Genomic DNA, 22,022 nt, shown 5'->3' on the forward strand with positions numbered 1-22,022 from the left:
ATGAAGGGTCGACGATGACACAGCGACTGGTCTCACATCTGCGCTACGGGGCACTCGCGGTGCCGAACTTCGACGAGGAGCGCGACTTCTTCATCCGGCACTGGGGCCTGACCGAGGTGCACGGCGAGGACGGCCTGAGCTACCTGGCCGCCGAGGGCTCGACCGAGCCCTTCATCCTGCGCCTGCGCCGCGACGAGAAGCGCGTCGACCTCGCCGGGTTCGCGGTGCGCAACCGCGCCGACGTCGACGCCCTGGCCGCCAAGCTGCATGCCGAGGACGTGCAGTTCGTACACGAGCCGCAGGAGCTCACCGGGTTCAGCGGCGGCTACGGCTTCCGCATCTTCGACGGCGACGGCCGCGTGCTCGAGTTCTCGACCGGGTATCAGACCCGCGAGGCGCGCAAGATCCGCGAGCGCGAGCCGATCCCGGCCAAGCTCTCGCACATGGTGTTCAACTCCGCGCACCTGAACGACACGGCGCAGTGGTACGTCGACCACCTCGACTTCACGATCTCCGACTCGCTCGTGCGCCCCGACGGCGTCGAGATGATGCACTTCCTGCGCTGCAACCCGAACCACCACTCGATCGCGGTCGCGATGGGCCCGCACCACTCGCTGCACCACCTGTCGTTCGAGATGCGCGGCATCGAGGAGTGGATGCGCGGCGCCGGCAAGATCCTGCGCTCGGGCGCCCGGATGGTGTGGGGACCGGGCCGTCACAACGCGGGCGACAACACGTTCGCGTACTTCCTCGACCCGGCGGGCAACACGATCGAGTACACGACCGAGCTGGCGATGGTCGACGACGACCTGTGGGAGGCCCACCGCCACGACATCAGCGAGCTGTCCACGCAGGACCAATGGGGCACCGCGGCCGAGATGAGCGAACTCGTCGCCCGCGAGTCGTTCAACGACATCGACAAGGGCCTGTTCGTCGCCCCGCCGGTGTGACCCCGCGCAGCATCCGCTCTCTGACTCGAAGGAAGACCGCATCATGACACGCATCCACTTCGCCGTCGACCACGGCGGCTACGAACTCGGCCGCAAGCTCGAGCAGCGCGCCCTCGACGGCGGCTTCGAGGTCGTCTGGCACGGTGCCGACGAGGTCGACCCGGGCGATGACTACCCCGCGTACGCGATCGCGGTCGCGAAGGCGGTGGTGCAGGACCAGGATGCCGGCATCGACGCCTTCGCCGTGCTCGTGGTCGACGAGGCCCTGGCCGGGGTCGTCGCGGCGAACAAGGTCAACGGCGCACGCGCCGTCACCACGACCTCTCCCCGCGCCGCCGCCACCGCCCGCGCGGTCGTCGATGCGAACGTGCTGGTGATCGACGGGGTCGCATACGAGGGCTCGGCCTGGCTGAACATCTACGCGTTCGTGACGACCGGCATGGACCAGACCGTCGAACGCGGCCGGCAGATCCTCCAGATAGAGGAGTATGAGAACGCCGGCACCATCGAGGGATGGGCCGTGCAGCTCGAGCCCGAGCAGATCCTGCGCACCTACTGAGTCTCTGGAGGCCTGCCGATGCTCCGCGCCGCCCTGTATGACCGCACCGGTGAGCCCGACGTGCTCTACGTCGGATCGGTTCCGGAAGATGCTCCCGGCGACGGTGAGGTGGTGCTGCGCGTGCGCGCGGCGGGCCTGAACCCGTTCGACGCGAAGCTGCTGTCGGCGTTCATCCCCTCGGACGCGCCGTTCCCGCGGCGCGTCGCATCGGATGTCGCGGGGGTCGTTTCGGCGGTGGGCCCGGGTGCCGTCTACTGGGACGGCACGCCGGTCGCCGTGGGCGACGAGGTGCTGGGCTCGGCAACGGGCTCGGCCGCCGAGAACGCGGTGGCTCTCGCCTCGGACTTGGCGCGGCGGCCTGCATCGGTGGACGCCGCGGTGGCCGGCGGCCTGAAGATGGCCGGGCTCACCGCGGTGTCGGTGCTCGCGACCGTGCCCGTGGGCGCAGGTGACACCGTGCTGGTCGGCGGTGCCGCCGGGGCTGTCGGTCTCGTCGCGGCGCAGCTGGCAGTCGAGGCCGGTGCCCGAGTGATCGGCACCGCGTCGGAGCACAACCACGAGCTGCTGCGGTCGCTCGGTGTGGAACCCGTCGCATACGGGCCGGAGCTGGTCTCTTCGCTGCAGGGTGTCGAGCTCACGGCGGTCTATGACTGCCACGGACGCGACGCGCTCGACGCCGGCGTCGCGCTGGGCGTGCCCGTCGACCGGATGGTCGCGATCGCGGCCTACGCCGCGCTCGACGAACTGGGCGTGAACAATGTCGAGCGCTCCGCGCGCACGGCCGAGAACCTCGCGGGCCTGGTCGACCGAGTGGCTCGCGGAGCGCTGCGCCTGCCGGTGGCAGCGGCGTTCGCGCTCGACGAGGTGGCCGACGCGTTCCGCGCGGTCGGCTCGGCGCACGCCGCGGGCAAGGTTGTCGTCACGGTCTGAGCACGTTGCACGACGGCGGGGCGGATCCGCGCGCCCGCGTCGTGCCCCCTCTCCGGGAGCCCCGAGCCGCGGCATCCTTCCCTCCACTCCGCGAGATCATCCTTGTGTACGGTTTTGACGCGTCGGAGCGTGCACAAGGATGATCTCGCGAGTCGGGGAGCGAGACGCGGCTTCGGTTCGGACCTCACGCGCCCGTTCTCTGCTCGCGCGCCCGTTCTTCGCCCACGCGTCTGCTCTCTGCTCGCGCGCCCGTTTCGGCACGCCAGGGCGTTGCTCGCGCGGTCGTTCTCCGCGTTCGCGCCTGCGAATCACGGGCGCGAACGCGGATCGGAGCAGCGCGAGGCCGTGGGGCAGCGCGAGGCCGTGGGGCAGCGCGAGGCCGTGGGGCATCGCCTGTCGTGCCCTCCGCCGCGCGCCTCACACCCGCGTCGTGCTCACCGCCCCGCGTCACCGCCGCGCCGCGACGGCGCGCGCGTAGACCCCGGCGCTCGGCTTCGGCGTGCGCGCGAACGTCTCGCGGTCGACCGCGCAGAGTCCCAACTGGCGCGTGTAGCCGAAGATCCACTCGAAGTTGTCGATGAGCGTCCAGTGGCAGTACCCGATCACGGGCACGCCCTCGGCCATCGCGGCGGCGAGGCCCTCCAGCGACGGCTCGATGAACCCGGCACGCAGCGCGTCATCTCCCGTGCTCAGCCCATGCTCGGTCACGAACACCGGCACGCCGCTGACCTCGTGCGCGTAGGCGACGGCGCCGCGCAGCGAGTCGGGCTCGACGACGCTGCCCATCTCGTTGCGGACGGCCTCGGCGGGCGGAGCGACCAGTCCGTCGGGCCCATATGTGAGCCGCTCATAGTTCTGCACGCCGACGAAGTCGTCGGCGCCCGCCAGCCGCAGCCAGTAGTCGTACGCCTCGGCACGCTTGCGGTCGCGCAGCGCCTCGCCGCCGGGCAGGGCCACATCGTCGGCCATCGACAGCGACAAACCGACCGGTAGGTGTGGGCGCAGCTGGGCGATGACCTCCTTCGCGGCGCGGTGCGCGGCGGTCATCCCGACCCGCATGCCCGCGAAATCCTCGGGGATCATCACGTTGCCGGTGCGATACCGCGCCACACCAGCGGTGCGGGATGCCGCCTCCAGCGTCGCCCGCTCGAGCTCGGCGACGATCGGGGGCAGCTCGCTCCACGTCAGCATCTCGGGCAGGTTGGGCTCGTTGAACGTGACCACGGCCCGTACCCGGTCGCCGATCCGCTCGATCACGGCGCGCACGAATCGCGCGAACAGCGCGGGCGCCTCGGGGTCGAGCCACGCCCCGCGCATCGCGAACCAGTGCGGGCTCGTGAAGTGGCTCAGCGTGATCACGGGCGCGAGGCCTCGAGCGCGGCATCCATCGACGAGAGCGTCGTAGTGAGCGAGGGCCTCATCCGAGAACTCACCCGCCGCCGGCTCGACGCGCGCCCACTCCACGGAGAAGCGGTAGGCGTTCAACCCCATCCCCGCAGCGAGATCGAGATCGGTCGCCCACAGCTCCCACGACCGGCAGGCGGGTCCCGCGGGCTCGTGAAACACGGTCGGCGTCACACTCTCGAGAAAGGTCGTGTCGCTGTCTGCGTCGCCGCCGTCGACCTGGTGGCCGGCGGTGGCGACGCCCCAGAGGAACCCGGGAGGAAAGGACATCGAGGAACTCACTTCGTCTTCTTGATGGGCAGGATGAAGGCGGCGCCGAGCAGGCCCGCGATGGCCCCGGTGAGGAACAGCGCGGGGAAGTTCTGCGGGTGCGCGGCGGAGGCGCCGATACCCAGCAGGATCGGCGCGAGCGCCGGCACGATCGACGAGGGCAGGGTGCTGGCCAGGCCCATGATCCCCATGTCCTTGGCGATGTTGCGCTTGTCGGGCAGAATCTCGCTGACCAGCGCCAGGTCGACGGCCATGTACACGCCCTGGCCGATGCCCATAACGCCCATCGCTACGAGGAACATGCCGTAGTCGTTCGCGAACGTGACGATCACGAGCCCCACCGCGAAGATGAGCGCGGCCACGATCACGAAGGGCTTGCGCCGCCCGACCCGGTCGGAGATCTTGCCGACGAGAGGCGCGAACACCAGCGCGAAGGCCGTCAGCACCAGGGTCGAAAGGAACACGGCTCCCGACACCTCGGCGGGCGTGAAGCCGAGACCGAGGATGAGGTAGAACGCCTGGTAGGCCTGCACGGCGGCGATGCCAAGAAGATCAGCAGCCGGCTCCACCAGGCCCACCCGAACGACGGGTTCTTCACCGGGTTGACCCAGAACGTGCCGAAGAAGTCACGCACGGTGAACACCGGCACCTCGTCGCGACCGATCACCCGGTCGGGCAGGCGCACGGCGAGCAGCAGCGCGCTCACGACGCCGATGGCCGCGGGGATCAAGAACTGCGCGAGCAGCGACGATGACACCAGCTGCGCCAAGAACAGCCCGATGACCGCTCCGACCGGCAGGCTGATGCCGATGAGGGCGGATGCCGGACCTCGGCGCTCGGGCGCGTATTGGTCGGCGAGGATCGCCGTGCAGGCCACCGTCACCGCCACCACGCCCAGCATCGTGAGGGTGCCCGCGATCGTGAGCAGGAAGGTGGTCGGGGCGGCGTAGCTGACCGGCGCGCCGATCGCCATGAGCACCGCGCCGAGGATCAGCAGCGGCCGACGGCGTCCGGTGCGCCACGTGATGCGATCGCTGAGCCGCCCGAAGGTCGGAGCGGCGATCAGGCCGAACACCGCGCCGACGGCCACGACGACCGACAGGATCGTCGTGGCGTTCTTCGGATCCAGCAGATTCGCCTTCAGCGACAGCGTGAGCACCGCCGGCACCAGCTGTGCCATGCCGGCCCCGATCGCGGCGAAGCCGAGGAAGAAGAGGAAGCCCCCACGGGGGTTCGGCCACTCCTGCGGTTGCTCGTCGACGTCGGCGGCGTCGGTCTGATTGTTCATGGTCATGTCCGCGTCCTTGCGTATGTCCGGCATCCGTCACCGGGAGTCGGGTGGGTGTGTTCAGTTGTGTTGAAGCGCGACGGGCGCGCAGTGGTGTGTGGAAGATCCGGGAGGGAGATGGATGCTGCGACCGCCCAGCCGCAGCTCGGCATGCACCCCGTGCGGCACGGTGCACGTGACTCGGGCGCCGGCACCCTCGAGCGCCCAGTCGACGCCGATCGCGCCATACGGCGTGGTCACCGAGCCGCGGGCGAAGGTCACGCCGATCTCGAGATCGGGCTCGATCACCACGTGCCGGTAGCCGGGCCGTACCGGCGCGATCCCCAGCACGCGCCGGTACAGCCAGTCGTCGACGCAGCCGAACGCGTAGTGGTTGAGCGAGGTCGCGCGGGGCGTGCCGTCGGGCGCGACGGCATCCCACGATTCCCAGATCGTCGTGGCCCCGGCATCCACCTCGTACATCCACGACGGCATCTCGCTCTGCCACAGCAGGCGGCGGGCGAGGTCGCGGTGTCCGGTGTCGCAGAGCACGTCGAGCAGGTACGGCACCGACAAGAAGCCGGTGTCGAGCCGATCTCCCCGCTCGTGCACGAGCTCGACGAGCCTGTCGGCGACCGAAGCCCGCAGCTCGTCAGGAACCATGTCGAACGCGAGCGCGAGCGTGTACACACCCTGCAACCGCACCGGCAGGTCGCCGTACTCGTCGATGTACTCGGCGGCGAACGCGGCGCGCACCGCCCGCGCGCGGGCGGCGAGCTCGGCCGACTCCGCATCGCGTCCGAGCACCGCCGTCATGCGCGCGGCGAGGGTCAGCGTCTGCGCCTGGAACATGGGCGCGACCAGCTCGCCGGTCAGCGCCGGCGCGATGCCGATCGCCTCGTGCACCGGCCGCCCCTCCATCGTCGAGGGCGCGAGCCAATCGCCGAACTGGTCGCCGGTGTTCCAGAGCAGCCTCTGCCGAGCCTCGCGCTCCGGTGAGAGCGGTGCGCCCGACAGCGCATCGGGAAGAGCGGATGCCGCGGCCCGCTGCTGCCACTCGATCCAGGCGAGGATCGCGTCGATGTTCTCGGCCAGCACGCGCTCGTCGCCGTAGCGTTCGTACAGCGTCCACGGCACGAAGGCGATGGCGTCCGACCATCCGGCGGCTGAGACGATGCCGCCCACACCATCCGCCGCCGCGGCGGCCTCGGCGTCGAACGGGCTGCGCGGCGAGGTGATCGGCACGGCGCCGTCGGGCAGCTGATCGGCGCGCAGATTCGCCAGCCAGCGGGTGAAGAACGACGCGACCCGCGCGTTGTTCGTCGCCGCGGGGGCGAACACCTGCGCGTCGCTGGTCCAGCCGACCTTCTCGCGCTGCGGGCAGTCGGTGGGCACCGAGACGAAGTTGCCCCGCTGGCTCCAGACGACGTTCTCGTGCAGGCGGTTCAGTCGCGGGTCGGACGTCTCGAAGGTGCCGGTCGGCTCCAGGTCGCTGCCGATGACGACGGCCGCGGCATCCACCCTCATTCCGGCATCGAGACCGCGGATGCGAGCGTAACGGAAGCCGTGGTACGTGAAGACGGGCTCGTAGGTCTCGTCGCCGGTGCCGGCCGCGATGTAGACGTCGGTCTGGTCCTTGTTGATGCCGACGATGTTGACGAACCACGCGCCGTCGGCGGCGAGCGTCTCGGTGTGCTCGATCGTCACGCGCTGGCCGGCTCGCAGCCCGGAGAGTCGCAGGCGAACACGCCCCGCGATGACCTGGCCGGCATCGAGGACGATGCCCTCGCCGTCGTCGTGCAGCACGCACATCGGCAGCTCGTGCAGGCGCCGCACCGGCTCACCGGCGAAGGGCACGAGTGTCGTGGTCGGTTCGTCGGTCACGCGCACCGGCGTCCAGGTCGAGGCGTCGAAGCTGGGGCCATCCCAATCTGGGATGGCCCCACGCGCGTCGAAGCACTCCCCCACGAACAGGTCGGCGTAGCGCCACGGGCCCGGGGCGCTGACGACGTCACCGTCGGCACCGCAGACGATGCGCCGGCCGTCGGCGAGTTCGACGTGCAGCTGCCACGTCGCCGCGGTGCGGTCGCCGAACTGCGCGCTCGACCCGGTGAGGCCGATGCGGCCCGCCCACCAGCCGTCGGCGAGAGCGATGCCCAACACGTTCTCGCCCGCACGCAGCGGCGCGGTCACGTCGTACGCCTGCACGCTGACCCGGTGCCGATAGCTGTCGGAACCCGGCGCGAGCACCTCGTCGCCGACCGGCTCGCCGTTCAGCGACGCCTGGTACACCCCGTGTGCGGTGGCATACAGCCGCCCCCGCACCGGAGATTCAGGGAGGTGGATGCGCTGCCGCAGCAGCTGCACGGACCGCAGTCGCTCTTCCGCCGCTGTCGCGGGGCCCGCTCCGCGGATCCAGTCCTGCAGCGACCAGCGCTCGAGCACCGTCGCGTCTTGCACCGGCTCCACCCAGGGCGCCGTCCAGTCCGCGGCCGACAGCCCGGTACCGAAGCGGGAAACGCCGCGCGCGCAGGTGCCCGCGGCATCCCAGCTCTCCACCGTCCAGGTGTGATCGGTGTCGCTGCGCAGGGGCGTGCCCGCGTAGGGCACCAGCGAGGTCGCGGCACTCGTGGTGCGGCCGCTGTCCCAGACCAGCTCGCCCCCGGGCGTGCGCACAGTGAGGCGATACGCCGTCTGCTCATGTTCGACGAGCCACGAGAACCGCGGTACGGAGGTGGCGACCGCGAGCGGCGCATGCAGATGCTCCACCCTCAGGTCGTGACACCGTCGCTGATCCACCCGTGCTCCTTCGCCGAGAATCTGAATACCTTACGGTAGAGGTTTTCGCTCATCGGCAACATGGCTACGGTGGCTACGTGGTATCGACGAAGCGGGGGTCGTATGCGGTCGGGCGCGAGCGGCGCGAGCGCATCCTCGACGTTGCCACCGAGCGGTTCGCCACCGAGGGTTACTCGCAGACCTCGCTGGCCGACATCGCCCGTGCGGTCGGATTGACCACCCCGGGACTCAAGCATTACTTCCCCACCAAGCAGCATCTGCTGCTGGCCATCGCCGATCACCGGTTCGACATCGCCGCAGACCTCGCGGCGTCCGCACAGCTCGATGACGACGGGCTCGGCCTGTTCCGCCAGATGCTGCACATCACCGAGTGGTTCGCATCGCAGCCGGCCCTCACCGAGCTGTTCGTCTTCATCTCGGCCGAGGCGGCCGACCCGAACAGCCCGGCGCACGCGCTGTTCGCGCAGCGGTACGAGCACGCTGTCGCCTCGCTGGCCGACGCCCTGCGCGCCGGCAGTGAGCAGGGGCGCCTGCGCGCCGACATCGACCACGAGTCCATCGCGCGCGAGTGCATCGCCGTGGCCGACGGCATCCAGCTGCAGTGGGTGATCACGCGCGGCGCGCTCGACATGACCGCGCTCATCCGCGGGCACATCGAGCGCCTGCTGCCGGCCATCACCGTGAGCGGCGAGCCCGTCGCGCTCTGACGCGCGCGGCGCGCGGCGACCGTCACCCTAGGCGCGCCGGTACTCCGCTCGCGCTGGTGTTCTCTGCACACGCGCCCGTTTCGGCGCGGCCCGCTCCGCTCGCGCTGTCGTTCTCGGCGTTCGCGCCCGCGAATAACAGGCGCGAACGTCGATAACAGCAGCGCGACGACATCAGCGACCCGAGCGCGTCCGCGCAGCGGCGCGTCCCTGCAGCGGCTCGTTCCGCGAGGCCGCTGCCGCGGCATCCCGCCCTCCACTCCGCGATACCTGTCATCCGCGCCGGGCGCAGCGCGCTCCGCGCCCGACGCGTTGGATGGGGCGTACCCACGAAGGAGTTGGAATGCGTTTCGTAGACCTGTCGATGCCGCTGGATGACGTCATCCCGGTGGACCCGCCGTTCCTGCGGCCCAAGATCGAGTACAAGGACCACATCGCCGGCCTCGCCGACATGCACGCGATGTACGGCATCGAGCCCGAGCAGCTGCCCGAGGGGCAGGGCCTGGCCGCCGAGACCGTCACGATCACGACCCACGCGGGCACGCACGTCGACGCCCCCTGGCACTACCACCCGACCATGAACAACGGCGAGCGCTCGTGGACGATCGATGAGGTGCCGCTGGACTGGTTCTTCCGTCCCGGCGTCAAGCTCGACCTGCGGCATCTGCCCAACGGGCACCTGGTCAGCCCCGCCGACATCGACGCCGAGCTTGAGCGCATCGGCTACGAGCTGCAGCCGCTCGACATCGTGCTCGCGCACACGGTCGCCTCCGCCGCCTACGGTCAGGACGACTACATCGACACCGGCATCGGCTTCGGCCGCGAGGCGACACTGCACCTGACCGGCAAGGGCGTGCGGGTCGTCGGCACCGACGCGTGGGGCTGGGACCTGCCGGTGTCGATCAATCGGCGCCTGTTCGAAGAGACCGGTGATCCCTCGATCGTGTGGGAGGGCCACAAGGCCGGCGCCGAGGTCGGCTACTGCCAGATCGAGAAGCTGCAGAACCTCGAAGACATCCCCGCGTTCGGTTTCACGGTCGCGTGCTTCCCCGCCAAGGTGCGCGGGGCGTCGGCCGGCTGGACTCGGGCGGTCGCCATCTTCGACGAGTGAGGGGTGGATGCCGCGGGCCCCGGCCCGCGCGATGCCTGTCATCGACGTGACGACGTGGCCCGCGGCATCCCCCGTCCGTAGCGTGATCAGCAGAGGGACGATGTTCCCCCGACGAAGAGGTTGAGAGAGGAAACACCCATGGCCTTCATCTGCAGTGCCACCTGGATCGCCAAGGACGGCGAAGCCGAGACCGTGCGCTCCGCGCTCGAGCAGCTGTCGCCGGCGTCGCGCGAAGAACCCGGCAACCTGTACTACCAGGCGTACCAGTCGCCCGATGAGCCGAACACGTTCCGCATCTTCGAGGTCTACACCGACGAAGACGCCTTCAAGGCCCACGGCACCTACCCGCACTTCGAGAAGTGGGCGGCCGGTCAGGCCGTTCCCGCGCTCGAGGTCCGCCAGAAGGACTTCTACGAGACCCTGGACTTCTGACATGGCGCAGTACGCGCGCTATCTCGGCACGAACGGCATCGTCCACACCGGGCGGCTGCAGCACGGCAAGATCCAGGACATCCCGGGTGACCCCGAGATCCTCGACCTGCTGACGATGCCCGAGGACCAGCGCCGCGACCTGGACCTGCGCGCCGGCAAGGCGCAGAAGCTGCCGATCGACGACGCGACGCTGGCCGTGCCGGTCGAGCCGCGGGCGATGCGCGACTTCCTGGTCTTCGAAGCGCACATCGCGGGCATGAAGAAGAACGAGCCCGGCGACGGCACGGTTCCCGCGCAGTGGTACGAGGCGCCGGCGTTCCTGTTCATGAACCCGTGGTCGGTCGTGCCCAGCGGCGCCGACATCCCGATGCCGCCGTTCACCCAGAAGCTCGACTTCGAGCTCGAGGTCGCGATGATCGTGAAAGACACCGTGCGCGACGTGCCGATCGAAGAGGCGGCCGAGCACATCGCCGGCTTCTGCCTGTTCAACGACTGGAGCGCACGCGACATCCAGGGCAACGAGATGCGCGTGGGCCTGGGCCCGAACAAGGGCAAGGACTTCGCGAACACCCTCGGCCCGTGGATCACCACGCCCGACGAGCTCGAGAAGTACCGCGAGGGCGACCGCTACGCCCTCGAGATGAGCGTCGCCATCAACGGCGAGGTCGTCGGCACCGACAACCTGCGCAACATGTCGTGGTCGTTCGAGGAGATGCTCGTGCACGCCTCGCGCGACGCATGGGTGGGTGCCGGCGACGTGCTGGCCACCGGCACGGCCTCGCAGGGCGCTCTCTCCGAGCGGTGGGCGCGCGCGGGCGGCGAGCTCGTCATCCCGCCGCTGCAGGTCGGCGACGTCGTGACTATGACCGTCGAGGGGCTGGGATCGATCTCCAACCGCATCGTCGAGCAGACGAGCCCCGGGTACACGGTGCCGCCGGCGCGCCGCACGTACGGCCCCGACCGGCTCTGACCGGGCCGCTGCTGCTCACGAGATCACGCTTGTGCACGCTTGGCCGCACTTTCAGCGTGCACAAGTGTGATCTCGCGGTCGTGACGGGTCGCGCGGCGGGACTTTCACGTCGGCCGCCGCGGTGCGCCCATGGCCGCAGATGGGATAATCGCAGGGTGGCGAACTCTTCCGCACCGGGTCTGGTGGATGTCCTTGCAGAACGCGATTATCCGGGCCGGGGCGTCGTTCTCGGCCGCGATGTCGACGGCACCGGCTTCGCGCTGTACTGGCTGACCGGCCGTAGCGCCGCGTCGCGCGAGCGCTACATGGACGTGCAGGCCGACGCCGTCGAGGTCAAGGACTCCTCAAACGGCCCCGTCGACGCCCTGCGTCACTATGTCGCGATCCGCCGCTCGGCGCGCGACCTCGTCGTCGGCAACGGCGACCAGGTGACCCCGCTGTTCGAGCGCGTCACCGCCGGGACCCCGTTCGAGGCCGCCGTGCGCGACATCGCGTTCGAGCCCGACCCGCCGATCTTCACGCCGCGGATCACCGCCTACGCCACTCTCACAGAAGACGGCGGGATGACGGATGTCAGTGTCTCGGGAGCCGTTCCGGTTCCGGGCTGGCCGGGGCAGGCGCAGCAGCGCACCGTGCACACCACGTCGGTCGAGACCGGCCAGAGCCTCGCGATCACGACCTACACGGGCGATGCGACGACCCCTGCCGCCAGTGGCATCGCTCTGAACGCCTCCGTGGGCGAGACCTGGCAGAGCGTCGCCAAGAAGCTGTGGGCCGCCCTGAACCCGCAGTACCGCGTCGCGCTGGTCGGCTTCGACGTCGCGCGCGGGCTCGGTTCGGCAGTCATGTACGCGCGGCCGACCTCGAACTGACGATCAAAGGCCCGCGCCGCGCACGACGAGACCCGACTCGTAGGCGTAGACGACGGCTTGGGTGCGATCGCGCAGATCGAGCTTCGACAGCAAGCGGTTGACGTGCGTCTTCACGGTGGACAGCTCGACGACCAGCCGCTCGGCGATCTCGGCATTCGACAGTCCGCCGGCCAGCAGCCGCAGCACCTCGAGCTCGCGCTCGGTCAGCAGCTGAGACGCACGCAGCGGCACCGAGGGCGTATGCGCGACGAACTCCTCGATCAGCCGGCGCGTGATGGAGGGCGCAAGCAGCGCGTCACCCTCCGCCACGGTGCGGATCGCATCCGTCAGCTGCTTGCCGCGCACGTCCTTGAGGAGAAATCCGCTCGCGCCCGCCTTCAGCGCCTCGAAGACCCAGTCGTTGCGGTCGAACGTCGTCAGCACGAGGACGCGCGGCGGGTCCGCGAGCGCCAGCACCTGCTTCGTCGCGGTGAGTCCGTCGACGCGCGGCATCCGGATGTCCATGAGCACGACGTCGGGATGCTCGGAGCGGGCCAGGCTCACCGCTTCGACGCCGTCGGACGCCTCGGCGACGACCTCCATCTCAGGATCGCGATCGATCAGTGCACGGAATCCATCGCGCACGAGCGCCTGATCGTCGGCCAGGAGCACGCGGATCATACGCCGGCCTCCCTCGAGATGGGCAGTCGGCCGCGCACCGTGAACCCGCCCGATGCCGATCGCGACGCCATGACCGTGCCCCCGTAGGCGGCCGCGCGTTCGCGCATCCCGAGCAGGCCGCGGCCGTTGCCACCCGGCGCGATCTCCGCGCGAGCGGAAGCCGCCGATCCGGCATCCGCCACCTCGACGCACACGTCACCGCCGTCGCGTTCGAGCGTGACGACCACGCGAGACCCCGGGGCGTACTTGATGCTGTTCGTGAGCGCCTCCTGCACGATCCGGTACACCGCCACCTCAAGTCCCTGCGACAGCGCGAGCGAGCTGTCGACCCGCGAGTCGTCGACGTCGAGCCCGGCCTCGCGCGCCCGGTCGCAGAGCGCGGGGACCTCCACCAGCCGCGGAGCCGCCGGCGGAGGGGCATCCGACGCACCCTCGTCCGGCTGCAGGAGGTCGAGCATCCGCCGCATGTCGGCCAGGGCCTCCCGCGCCGCCGACTCGACCGACGCGAGGTGACGCTCGGCGTCGGCGACCAACGGGGCGGCACCCGACGACGGCACGTCTTCGGCAGCGACGTCTTCGAGGGCCGATCTGGCGGCCACGGTCTGCACGATGACCACGGTCAGCCCGTGGCTGACGACGTCGTGCAGCTCGCGGGCGATTCTCGACCGCTCTTCCTGCACGAGCTTCTCCTGCTCCAGCTCGGCCAGCTCCAGCTGCATCGCGACGAGCGCCGCCTGCCGCGTGCGACGGCTCACGAGCAGCCCCGCGATCCACATCACGCTGCACAACGCGAGCGTCAGCGCGTAGTCGCCGAGCTGATCGGCGGGGCCGGTCAGCATGACGGCGGCCGCGAGGACGCCGGCGCCGACGAACCAGCAGATCACGGCATCCCGTGTCGAGTTGATCGCCGCGACGATCGCGAACGTCGTGAGCAGGCTGATGAAGGCGAGCGTCGGCGTCTCAGGCAGCACGCACAGGCACGCGCCCAGCGCGAGGAGGGAAAGGATGCTCGCCGCCAGCGGCTGGATGCGACGCGCGATCAGCACGAGTGCCGACACGGCCGCCAGCAGCGCGCCGAGAACTCGCAGGCCTTCGGCGCTCAGCATGATCACGACGGTCTGCCCGATCGCAAGGAGGACGAGGAATACATCCAGTCCCCATCGACTCAGCACCTTCATTTTCCACATGCTATTCGGCCGTCGGCGCCGGCACGTCAAACCAGCGATGGACACCGCACGATGGAGGCGGCGGGGCCAGGTGTCACCGCGCGGTGGACGGCCCGGGCACGCGGCATCCCTAGCGTCCTCATCAGCGGCGCGAAGAACGCACCGCCGAAGGACTCAACCACAGCAAGGAGCAGTCATGTTCTCTTCACACAGCTCGGCATCAGGTCCATCTGCGAACACGCGGGCACCCCGTGCGGCCGCCGTCGTCATCGCGGGCGGCCTCATCATCGGCGGCGTCAGCGCCTGCGCGTCGCCGAGCCATCCGGCGGATGCCGCCGCGCCGGCCGGCGTCGCACCGGCCGCGAACCTCACCACGCTGTCGTACATCGCGACCGACATCGATGGCGACAACGTGTTCGTCGACCTCGGAGACAAGAGCGACCAGGGGCCCGACATCGGCGATCTGCTCGCGTTCACGCAGAACCTCTCGTCCGACGGCGAGAACGTCGGTCAGGTGCATGTCGCCGCCGTCGTCGTCGACCACGACACGCACGTGAGCGAAGCGACCGGCACGATCGTCCTCGCGGACGGCAGCATCCAGGTGGCCGGCGTCGTGACACAGGACCCGCAGTTCACGCTCACTGTCACCGGGGGCACCGGCGCCTATCTCGGCGCCACCGGGACCATGTCGTTCGACGCCTCGGGAAGCGACCAGACGATCACGCTCAAGCTGAAGTAGCCGCGGCCTATTCTGGTGGAGATCGAAGGGATGCGGGATGGGCGATCTGCGGGGCATCGACCTCAACCTGCTCGTCGTGCTCGATGCGATCCTCACCGAGCGCAATCTCACCCGCGCCGGCGAGACGATCGGGCTCACCCAGCCCGCCGTGAGTGGCGCCGTCGCGAAGCTCCGCAAGCTCTTCGACGACCCGCTGCTCGTGCGGGGCGGCCGCATGTCAGACCTGACGCCGAAGGCCGTCGAACTGCAGCCGATGGTCCGCGAGGCGATGGCCGAGATCGCCCGGACGCTGAACATCCGCCCGCTGTTCGATCCCCTCACCAGTGACCGCCAGTTCCGCATCACGGCGTCCGACTACGCGCTGTCGGTCATGACCGGTCCGCTGCTCGCCGTGCTCGAAGAGCAGGCGCCCGCCGTGTCGGTGGAGTTCTCACCCCTCATGAGCGTCGAGCCCGTCGACCTGCTGCGCGAAGACGTCGTCGTCGCCTCCGCAGCCCGTGACATCCCCGGCAAGCATCAGGCCCTGTTCTCCGACAGCATGGCGTGCGTGGTCGCGGCCGACAACCCGCGCCTGCGCGACGGCGAGCTGTCGCTCGACGACCTCGCCGAGATGCCCTACGTGCAGGTCGCCCTCGCCGAGGGGGTCGTGATGTACGCCGACGACGCCCTCACCGCCGCCGGAGTCAGCCCGACGGTCGCGCGCATCGTGCCGGGCTTCCTCCCGGTGCCGTTCACCGTGTCGGGCACGGGCTTCTTCGGCTTCGCCCCGACGCGCCTCGCCGAGCTGTACGCCGACGAGTTGGGCCTGGCCACGGCTCGCCTGCCGATACGCCTGCCCGTCCTGGTCGAGTCGGCCTACTGGCATCCCTCGCGCTCCGACGACCCGGCGCTGAACTGGCTGCTCGAGGTGCTGCGCACGGTCTCCGAGCGCATCGAGTTCGCCGACGTTGCCGAGGCGTAGCCCGCGAACAGCGCGGTGTAACCCGCGAACAGCGCGGCGTCAGCCGGCGAGGACGGCCAGCGTCGCGATCGCGTCGGCGACGGCGGTGGGATGCGGCACGGCATCGCTCGCGAGGATCTGCCAGGGCGCGGCATCCACCCCTCCGCCCACGACCACCACGATGTCGTGGTTCTCGACGCGGCCGTCGGAGAGCTCGACCTCGATGTGCCGGTCGATGACGACCGACCCCACCAGGCGGGCGTCGGGGCGCACCTCGACGCCGCGTTCGCGCAGCAGGTCTTCGAGGCCACCGTCCGGGGAGTCCTCCTCCCCCAGCGTGCGCAGGGCCACCGCGACATCGAATGCCGCCTCGCCCGTCGGGCCGCCGCCCGCGAGGGTCACGTCGAGTCCCGCACGCGCGAGCGCGAGCGCCGCGACGGCACCGGCGTCACCGGCGCCGTCGACCAAGCCGGATGCAACCGTCATCGACACTCCTGACGTCGAAGCTGCACAGCGAATCCACTGCGTGATCGAAGCTACGTGGCGGGATGCCGCGTCGGAACATCGGCGTGACGATGGTTGTCATCGTGACGGAGGGGAGGAGCTCCGCTCCCCGATCTGCAGTGTCTCGTCGGCGCGGATCGCCTCGATGAGCTGCTGCCGGAACCACACGTGCGCGGGGTCGCCGTCATGGCTCTCGTGCCACCAGAGCCGCAGTTCGATCGAGACGCTTCCGAAGGGCGTCGGCACCCCGATGACGCCGTCGGAGGGGCCGAGCGTCTCCGCGATCACGCGCGGGACGACGGCCACCAGATCGGTGCCGGCGACGATCGACGGCAGCGGCAGGAAGCTGCCGGCGGTCACCCGCGGCGCCCTCCGGTCGATGCCCAGCTCGCGCAGCCTGCGGTCGGCGGGCGTGAAGTGCAGGCGACCGAACTGCGCCACCGCCTGCGGCAGAGAGACGAAGGCCTCGAGAGTCAGCTCGCCGTCCACAAGGGCGGGATTGTGCGGGTCGATGAGGCACACGTACTCGTCGCGCAGCACATCGGCGCTGCGCCCCTCGATCCCGATGCCCGGCACCGCGACGACGAAGTCGTGGGTGATGAGGTCGCGGGCGCTCTCCATGGGGCGCTCGGGCAGCGGCACGACGTCCACACGCATCTGCGGGGCGCGCTCGAGCACCGAGGCGATCGCGCCGCGCAGGCGCATCGTGCCGTAGTCGGTCATCATCACCGTGAAGCCGCGGCGCAGCGACGAGGGGTCGAAGCCCGTCTCGCCCGCGAGCACCCGCTCGATGAGCGGCACGGTCTCCTGCACCTGCGGCAGCAGCAGACGGGCGAGCGGGGTCAGCTCGTACTCGCGTCCCACCCGCACGAGCAACTCGTCATGGAAGACCGTCCGCAGCCGCGCCAGGGCCGTGCTCATCGACGACTGCCCCATCTGCACGCGCTGCCCGGCGCGCGTGACGTTGGCCTCTTCGAGCAGCGCCCGCAGCGGCAGCAGCAGGTTCAGGTCGTGACCGACGGACATGGTCGCATCGTAGCGGGCCGAGCTACGTGCGTGGCCGCGAGTCCGACACCGGGCCCACCGCGGTCATCCGAGGACGGACCCGCCCCCGTCGACGACGAGGTTCACGCCGGTGATCCAGGTCGCCTCGTCGGAAGAGAGGAAGAGCGCAGCGTTCACGATGTCGGAGGTCTGCCCCACCCGGCGCAGCGGGATGCGGTCCCAGGTCGCCTTGAGCTCGGCGGGCGGGTTGTCGACGAGGAACTGCGTCGCCGGGGTCTGGATGAATCCCGGTGAGATGCACACGGCGCGGATACCGTGCGGCCCGCCCTCGACGGCGAGGTGCTGGGTGAGGTTGATGACACCGGCCTTGGCGGCGCCGTGCACGTTCTGCGGCATGAACTCGACGCCGCGCGTGCCGGCGATCGAGCCGATGTTGACGATGACGCCGCCGCGCTGCTTCAGGTGCTTCCAGGCCGCGCGCACCGCGTAGAAGACGATGCTCAGCTCGCCGCGCAGGTTCAGCTCCCAGTCGTCGAGCGACAGCTCGTCGATCGGCCCGAACCGCTGGATGCCGGCGTTGTTGTAGAGGATGTCGACACCGCCGTAGACGGCGGCCGCGGCATCCACCCACTCCGCGGTGATCTGCGCGTCACTGAGGTCGACGCCGCCGAATCCGGTGATCTCGCCGCCCTCGGCCCGGACGATCTGCACGGTCTCATCGAGCGTTGCGGGGTTGAGGTCACAGCCGACCACGCGCGCGCCCTCCGCCGCGAACCGGCGCGCCGCGTCGCGGCCCATGCCGCCGCCGATGCCGGTGATGAGTGCGATCTTGCCGTCCAGCCTGCCCACGGGCCCTCCCTGATTCGTCTGCTCGTCGGTGGTGCGCGGCGTCCGACCGGACGCGCCCTCGCATCGACCTGCCCTGCCACCGTACGCATGCGGCCCGTGCCGCAGGTACGCGCTGGGCCGGATACCAGTCATCGCGGGTCATCGTGCGCGGGCGATCGCCTCGATCTCGATGCGCAGCGCAGGGTCGAACAGTCGCTGCACGATCACCAGCGAGCTCGCGGGCAGCCCGGCGGGGAACAGTGCGGGGAAGAGCGCATCCATGTGCGGCACCAGCGTCGCGAGGTCGGCCGCATCGGCGACGAAGATCGTGAGCTTGACGACGTCGGCCAGGCTCATGCCGACCTCGGCGAGCGCGAGGGAGATGTTCTCGAGGGCCTGCGTCGCCTGTTCCGGGATGCCGGGACCCACCAGTTCTCCGGTGGCATCGGCGCCCACCTGGCCCGAGACGAAGGCCAGATCGCCGGCGCGGACGACCTGCGAGTACGGACCGGGCGGCGGCAGCAGGGTCGAGGGAATGCGGAAGTGGGTCATGCCTCCGGACTACCAGCGCGCCGCGGCCCGCGCCGCGATAGCTGGTATGCCCGGCGGGGCGCTGTGCCGCGGCATCCCGAACCGTACTGTCGGATCGGATCACCATCTCTTCTCGAGGAGTTCGACGATGACCTCTGCCATCCCCGCTTTCGACGGCCGGCTCGTGCTGCCTTCCGACCCCGACTGGGACGACGCCCGCGTCGGCCGCGTGTTCAACGGGCGCCGCCCCGACCGGCAGCCCGACGCCGTGCTCATCGCCGCGTCGATCGACGACGTGCAGCGCGGCGTGCGTCTGGCCGCCGAGCGCGGCTGGACGGTCGCGGTCCGCTCGGGCGGACACGCCTGGGCCGCGTGGAGCGTGCGCGACGGCGGCCTGCTCATCGACCTCGGCGCGCTCGACGGCATCGAGTACGACGCGCAGACGCACATCGTCGTCGCCGGCCCCGCCGTCAAGGGCGGGGACGTGCTCTCGCCCTACCTCGAGGAGCGCGGCCGGTTCTTCAACGGCGGCCACTGCCCGTCGGTGGGGATCGGCGGCTTCCTGCTGCAGGGCGGCCAAGGCTGGAACCAGCGCGGCTGGGGCTGGGCGGCCGAGTCGGTCATCGCGGTCGACGTCGTCACCGCCGACGGCGAGCTCGTGCGCGCCGACGCCGAGCAGAACAGCGACCTGTACTGGGCCGCGCGCGGCGCGGGCCCCAGCTACCCCGGCATCGTGGTGCGCTTCCACCTCGCGACGCGGCCCGCGGCCGGTGCGGTCGCGCACACCGTGCACGGCTATGAGCTCGACGACTTCACCGAGGTCATGAGCTGGATGTACCGGGCGCACCATGACATCCCCGACAACGTCGAGATCGTGTGCGTCTCGGTGCCCACGCCCCTGCCCGACGGCTCCGAACGGCGGCTGCTGCTGGTCACCGGCTTCGCGTTCGGCGACGACCTCGCCCACGCGCGGGCCTCGCTGGCCGCGTTCAACGACTCCCCCGCCCTCGACCGCGCCGTCTTCGTCAAGGACGCCGCGCCGTCGTCGCTGGCCGAGCAGCGCGCCGAGCAGGAGCGCCAGAACCCCGAGCACTGGCAGTACATCACCGACAACGCGTGGATCGACGGCGAGAACACCGATGAGGGCATCGCCGCGATGGTCGAGGGCATCCGCCCGCTGTTCACCACGAACCCGACCGACCGCGGCTTCGCGATCTGGATGAGCAACGCGCCCCGGCGCCCGCTGCCCGACATGGCGTTCTCGCTGCACACCGACGCATACGTGGCCGCCTACACGGTCTATGAGGACCCGGCCGAGTACGCGCGCAACCGCGCCTGGGTGAACGAGGTCTTCGCGCACGCCGAGCCGGTCACCGCGGGCCAGTACCTCGGAGACAGCGACATGACCAACCGTCAGCTGCGCTTCATGGCGCCCGAGAACTGGGAGCGGCTGCAGCGGATCATCGCCGACCGCGACCCGGAGGGCCGCTTCCACCGGTACCTGTCCGCCGACGATGCCACCGTGAACACGAATCACTGGGAGCCGGCGCGGGCATGATCGACTCTCCGCTGCGCCCCGACACGCTGTTCTCCCTCGCCGGCCGCGTCGTGATCGTCACCGGTGCGACCAGCGGCATGGGGCGGGTGACCGCCGAGGCGCTGGCCGCCGCCGGGGCGCACGTGGTGCTCGCCGGGCTCGGCGACGCCGAGGCGGTCGCGCACGAACTGGCCGCTCGCGGCATGAGCGCGGTCGGCGTCGAATGCGACCTGACCGTTCCGACGGCCCCGGCCGCCCTCGTCGCCGACGCAGTGAGTCGCTTCGGCCGTATCGACGTCGTCTTCGCGAATGCCGGTGCGGCGATGGATGCCCCGGAAGACGCCGCGCACCCCGGCACCGAGGCGGCGCTCGAGCGCTTCGACCGCATGGTCGAGCTGCACGTGCGCTCGGTGCTGCGCCTGGCCGATGCCGCCCTGCCGGTGATGGCCGACGGCGGCGGCGGGCTGTTCCTCGTCATGTCGAGCCTGTCGGGGCTGCGCGGCAATCGTGCGATCGGCGGCTACGGCATCACGAAGGCCGCGAACGCGCAGCTCGCGCGCAACATCGCCGTGCAGTGGGGCCCGCGCGGCATCCGCGCGAACGCCCTGTCTCCCGGGGTGATCGCCACCGACTTCGCGCGGCCGATCACGGATGACCCGGATGCCGCGCCCGCCCGGCTCGCCAAGACGCCGCTCGGCCGCTTCGGCCGCCCCGAGGAGGTCGCCGGCGCGGTCGTCTGGCTGGCTTCCGACGCCGGCGCGTTCGTGAGCGGACAGAACATCGTGATCGACGGAGGCACCCTTGCCGCCGACTGAGCGCGTGGCGATCGTCACCGGCGCCGCGAACGGCATCGGCGCCGCGATCGCCGCCCGTCTGCGCGAGGCCGGCCGCGCGGTGGCGAGCCTCGACGTCGCCGCGCCGCAGGCGCCGCGCGACGGCATCCTGGAACTGCACTGCGACATCTCGGATCGGGATGCCACGGCCGCCGCCGTCACGCGGGTCGAGCGCGAGCTCGGCCCGGTGCAGGTGCTCGTGCACTGCGCGGCGCTGCAGCGCATGACGCCGTTCGCCGAGCTGAGCGCGGAGCAGTGGCGGGCGACGTTCGCCGTCAACGTCGACGGCGCGTTCCATCTGCTCCAGGCCGCCCTGCCCGGCATGCGCGAGCGGGGCGACGGACGGATCGTCATGATCACGTCGTCGAGCTACTTCGCTCCCCCGCCCGCGATGGCGCACTACATCGCGACCAAGGGCGCGCTCACCGGGCTGGTGCGAGGGTTGGCGACCGAGCTGGGCCCCGACGGCATCACCGTGAACGCCGTCGCTCCGGGGCTGACGGCCACCGAGAACGCTGTCGCGACCGTCCCGGCCGAGCACTTCGCGCACGTGCAGGCCAGACAGGCGATCGGCCGCGCGGGCCGGCCCGACGACATCGCAGCCGCAGTCGCGTATCTGGCCTCGCCCGATGCGTCGTTCGTGACCGGGCAGACGCTGCTCGTGGACGGCGGCGAGAGCCGCCTCTGACGAGCGTCGCGGCGGGCTGCCCCTGACCCGCGCCGCGTCGTGCGCCGCATGCACGTCGCTCGCGGCATCCATCCCGCACGTTCAGCAGTCGCTTTCTGCGCATCTTCGTCGCGCACGCCGGTCACAACTGACTGCTGAACGAGGAAGCACTCGTTCAGCAGTCACCTTCTGCAACCGCCACGCACCCGAACCCGCAGAAATCGACTGCCGAACACGGAGGTGACCCAGGCCGAGCCCGGACCGAGCCCCGCGCGAGCCCCGGGCCGATACCCCGCGAAACCGCGAGATTCCGCGGTTCTGCACCAGGAACGTCCATCGAGGGC

At 70.6% G+C, this 22,022-nt stretch carries 23 protein-coding genes; 13 read left to right on the forward strand and 10 right to left on the reverse strand.

Annotation, left to right across the window (positions count from 1 at the left end; all coding sequences use genetic code 11):
- Positions 1-14 precede the first annotated feature (14 nt).
- The 3 genes from ABMQ42_RS10870 to ABMQ42_RS10880 are packed head-to-tail and all read left to right on the forward strand — an operon-like array spanning position 15 to position 2,439.
- Positions 15-950 carry a VOC family protein gene (locus ABMQ42_RS10870; protein ID WP_349723006.1) on the forward strand — a complete coding sequence of 312 codons (936 nt, stop codon included), beginning with the start codon at positions 15-17 and terminating at the stop codon, positions 948-950.
- A gap of 43 nt (positions 951-993) precedes the next feature.
- On the forward strand, positions 994-1,509 hold the full coding sequence (locus ABMQ42_RS10875) for an RpiB/LacA/LacB family sugar-phosphate isomerase (protein WP_349723007.1): 516 nt from the start codon (positions 994-996) through the stop codon (positions 1,507-1,509).
- An 18-nt stretch (positions 1,510-1,527) separates the two neighbouring features.
- Positions 1,528-2,439, forward strand: coding sequence for an NADP-dependent oxidoreductase (locus tag ABMQ42_RS10880; RefSeq protein ID WP_349723008.1), 912 nt, complete (start codon positions 1,528-1,530; stop codon positions 2,437-2,439).
- A 447-nt stretch (positions 2,440-2,886) separates the two neighbouring features.
- Here ABMQ42_RS10880 and ABMQ42_RS10885 read toward each other — a convergent pair whose 3' ends face one another.
- The 4 genes from ABMQ42_RS10885 to ABMQ42_RS10900 are packed head-to-tail and all read right to left on the reverse strand — an operon-like array spanning position 2,887 to position 8,179.
- Positions 2,887-4,125, reverse strand: coding sequence for a glycoside hydrolase family 1 protein (locus ABMQ42_RS10885; protein WP_349723009.1), 1,239 nt, complete (start codon positions 4,123-4,125; stop codon positions 2,887-2,889).
- Entirely contained in the window at positions 4,122-4,646 is a 525-nt protein-coding gene (locus tag ABMQ42_RS10890) for an MFS transporter (protein WP_349723010.1), read from the reverse strand. The genes ABMQ42_RS10885 and ABMQ42_RS10890 overlap by 4 nt, the downstream gene beginning before the upstream one ends.
- Complete coding sequence (locus tag ABMQ42_RS10895) at positions 4,553-5,407, reverse strand: MFS transporter (RefSeq protein ID WP_349723011.1); 855 nt, start codon at positions 5,405-5,407, stop codon at positions 4,553-4,555. Before ABMQ42_RS10895 ends, ABMQ42_RS10890 begins: the two co-directional genes overlap by 94 nt.
- Positions 5,408-5,461: 54 nt before the next feature.
- A complete protein-coding gene (locus tag ABMQ42_RS10900) occupies positions 5,462-8,179 on the reverse strand; it encodes a family 78 glycoside hydrolase catalytic domain (RefSeq protein WP_349723012.1) in 2,718 nt (905 codons plus the stop codon).
- Between the two features lie 77 nt (positions 8,180-8,256).
- Between ABMQ42_RS10900 and ABMQ42_RS10905 the strand changes: the two genes are divergently transcribed.
- The 5 genes from ABMQ42_RS10905 (at position 8,257) to ABMQ42_RS10925 (ending at position 12,268) form a co-directional block, all read left to right on the forward strand.
- A complete protein-coding gene (locus ABMQ42_RS10905) occupies positions 8,257-8,886 on the forward strand; it encodes a TetR/AcrR family transcriptional regulator (RefSeq protein WP_349723013.1) in 630 nt (209 codons plus the stop codon).
- 340 nt (positions 8,887-9,226) lie between these two features.
- A complete protein-coding gene (locus tag ABMQ42_RS10910) occupies positions 9,227-9,994 on the forward strand; it encodes a cyclase family protein (RefSeq protein WP_349723014.1) in 768 nt (255 codons plus the stop codon).
- 138 nt (positions 9,995-10,132) lie between these two features.
- Positions 10,133-10,426 (forward strand): putative quinol monooxygenase, encoded by a 294-nt coding sequence (locus ABMQ42_RS10915; protein ID WP_349723015.1) that lies wholly within the window; start codon positions 10,133-10,135, stop codon positions 10,424-10,426.
- A 1-nt stretch (position 10,427) separates the two neighbouring features.
- Positions 10,428-11,396, forward strand: coding sequence for a fumarylacetoacetate hydrolase family protein (locus ABMQ42_RS10920; RefSeq protein WP_349723016.1), 969 nt, complete (start codon positions 10,428-10,430; stop codon positions 11,394-11,396).
- A 155-nt stretch (positions 11,397-11,551) separates the two neighbouring features.
- Positions 11,552-12,268: an IMP cyclohydrolase gene (locus ABMQ42_RS10925; RefSeq protein WP_349723017.1), complete on the forward strand. Its 717-nt coding sequence runs from the start codon at positions 11,552-11,554 to the stop codon at positions 12,266-12,268.
- Between the two features lie 3 nt (positions 12,269-12,271).
- On the opposite strand, the gene ABMQ42_RS10930 is transcribed toward ABMQ42_RS10925, so the two are convergent.
- Together ABMQ42_RS10930 and ABMQ42_RS10935 are read right to left on the reverse strand one after the other, a co-directional pair.
- A complete protein-coding gene (locus ABMQ42_RS10930) occupies positions 12,272-12,928 on the reverse strand; it encodes a response regulator (RefSeq protein WP_349723018.1) in 657 nt (218 codons plus the stop codon).
- Entirely contained in the window at positions 12,925-14,106 is a 1,182-nt protein-coding gene (locus tag ABMQ42_RS10935; RefSeq protein ID WP_349723019.1) for a sensor histidine kinase, read from the reverse strand. The genes ABMQ42_RS10930 and ABMQ42_RS10935 overlap by 4 nt, the downstream gene beginning before the upstream one ends.
- 184 nt (positions 14,107-14,290) lie before the next feature.
- Here ABMQ42_RS10935 and ABMQ42_RS10940 point away from each other — a divergent pair, with 184 nt between their 5' ends.
- Both ABMQ42_RS10940 and ABMQ42_RS10945 read left to right on the forward strand, forming a co-directional pair.
- The gene (locus ABMQ42_RS10940) at positions 14,291-14,833 is read left to right on the forward strand and encodes an allene oxide cyclase barrel-like domain-containing protein (protein WP_349723020.1); all 543 of its coding nucleotides are present in this window, start codon (positions 14,291-14,293) and stop codon (positions 14,831-14,833) included.
- A 37-nt stretch (positions 14,834-14,870) separates the two neighbouring features.
- Positions 14,871-15,794 (forward strand): LysR family transcriptional regulator, encoded by a 924-nt coding sequence (locus tag ABMQ42_RS10945; protein ID WP_349723021.1) that lies wholly within the window; start codon positions 14,871-14,873, stop codon positions 15,792-15,794.
- 39 nt (positions 15,795-15,833) lie between these two features.
- On the opposite strand, the gene ABMQ42_RS10950 is transcribed toward ABMQ42_RS10945, so the two are convergent.
- The 4 genes from ABMQ42_RS10950 to ABMQ42_RS10965 all read right to left on the reverse strand — a co-directional run bounded on the left by ABMQ42_RS10950 (position 15,834) and on the right by ABMQ42_RS10965 (position 18,662).
- Positions 15,834-16,259 (reverse strand): hypothetical protein, encoded by a 426-nt coding sequence (locus ABMQ42_RS10950; protein ID WP_349723022.1) that lies wholly within the window; start codon positions 16,257-16,259, stop codon positions 15,834-15,836.
- 96 nt (positions 16,260-16,355) lie between these two features.
- On the reverse strand, positions 16,356-17,303 hold the full coding sequence (locus tag ABMQ42_RS10955) for a LysR family transcriptional regulator (RefSeq protein WP_349723023.1): 948 nt from the start codon (positions 17,301-17,303) through the stop codon (positions 16,356-16,358).
- Positions 17,304-17,366: 63 nt separating this feature from the next.
- The gene (locus ABMQ42_RS10960) at positions 17,367-18,131 is read right to left on the reverse strand and encodes an SDR family NAD(P)-dependent oxidoreductase (protein WP_349723024.1); all 765 of its coding nucleotides are present in this window, start codon (positions 18,129-18,131) and stop codon (positions 17,367-17,369) included.
- 138 nt (positions 18,132-18,269) lie between these two features.
- Entirely contained in the window at positions 18,270-18,662 is a 393-nt protein-coding gene (locus tag ABMQ42_RS10965) for a RidA family protein (RefSeq protein WP_349723025.1), read from the reverse strand.
- Positions 18,663-18,789: 127 nt separating this feature from the next.
- Between ABMQ42_RS10965 and ABMQ42_RS10970 the strand changes: the two genes are divergently transcribed.
- From ABMQ42_RS10970 to ABMQ42_RS10980, 3 genes are read left to right on the forward strand one after another with little or no spacing between them, the layout of a single operon-like run.
- Entirely contained in the window at positions 18,790-20,199 is a 1,410-nt protein-coding gene (locus ABMQ42_RS10970) for an FAD-binding oxidoreductase (RefSeq protein WP_349723026.1), read from the forward strand.
- Positions 20,196-20,993 (forward strand): SDR family NAD(P)-dependent oxidoreductase, encoded by a 798-nt coding sequence (locus ABMQ42_RS10975; protein ID WP_349723027.1) that lies wholly within the window; start codon positions 20,196-20,198, stop codon positions 20,991-20,993. The genes ABMQ42_RS10970 and ABMQ42_RS10975 overlap by 4 nt, the downstream gene beginning before the upstream one ends.
- Complete coding sequence (locus tag ABMQ42_RS10980; protein WP_349723028.1) at positions 20,980-21,699, forward strand: SDR family NAD(P)-dependent oxidoreductase; 720 nt, start codon at positions 20,980-20,982, stop codon at positions 21,697-21,699. Before ABMQ42_RS10975 ends, ABMQ42_RS10980 begins: the two co-directional genes overlap by 14 nt.
- The last annotated feature ends 323 nt before the right edge of the window (positions 21,700-22,022 follow it).

This window comes from Microbacterium sp. KR10-403 (assembly GCF_040196215.1).
Classification (GTDB): domain Bacteria; phylum Actinomycetota; class Actinomycetes; order Actinomycetales; family Microbacteriaceae; genus Microbacterium.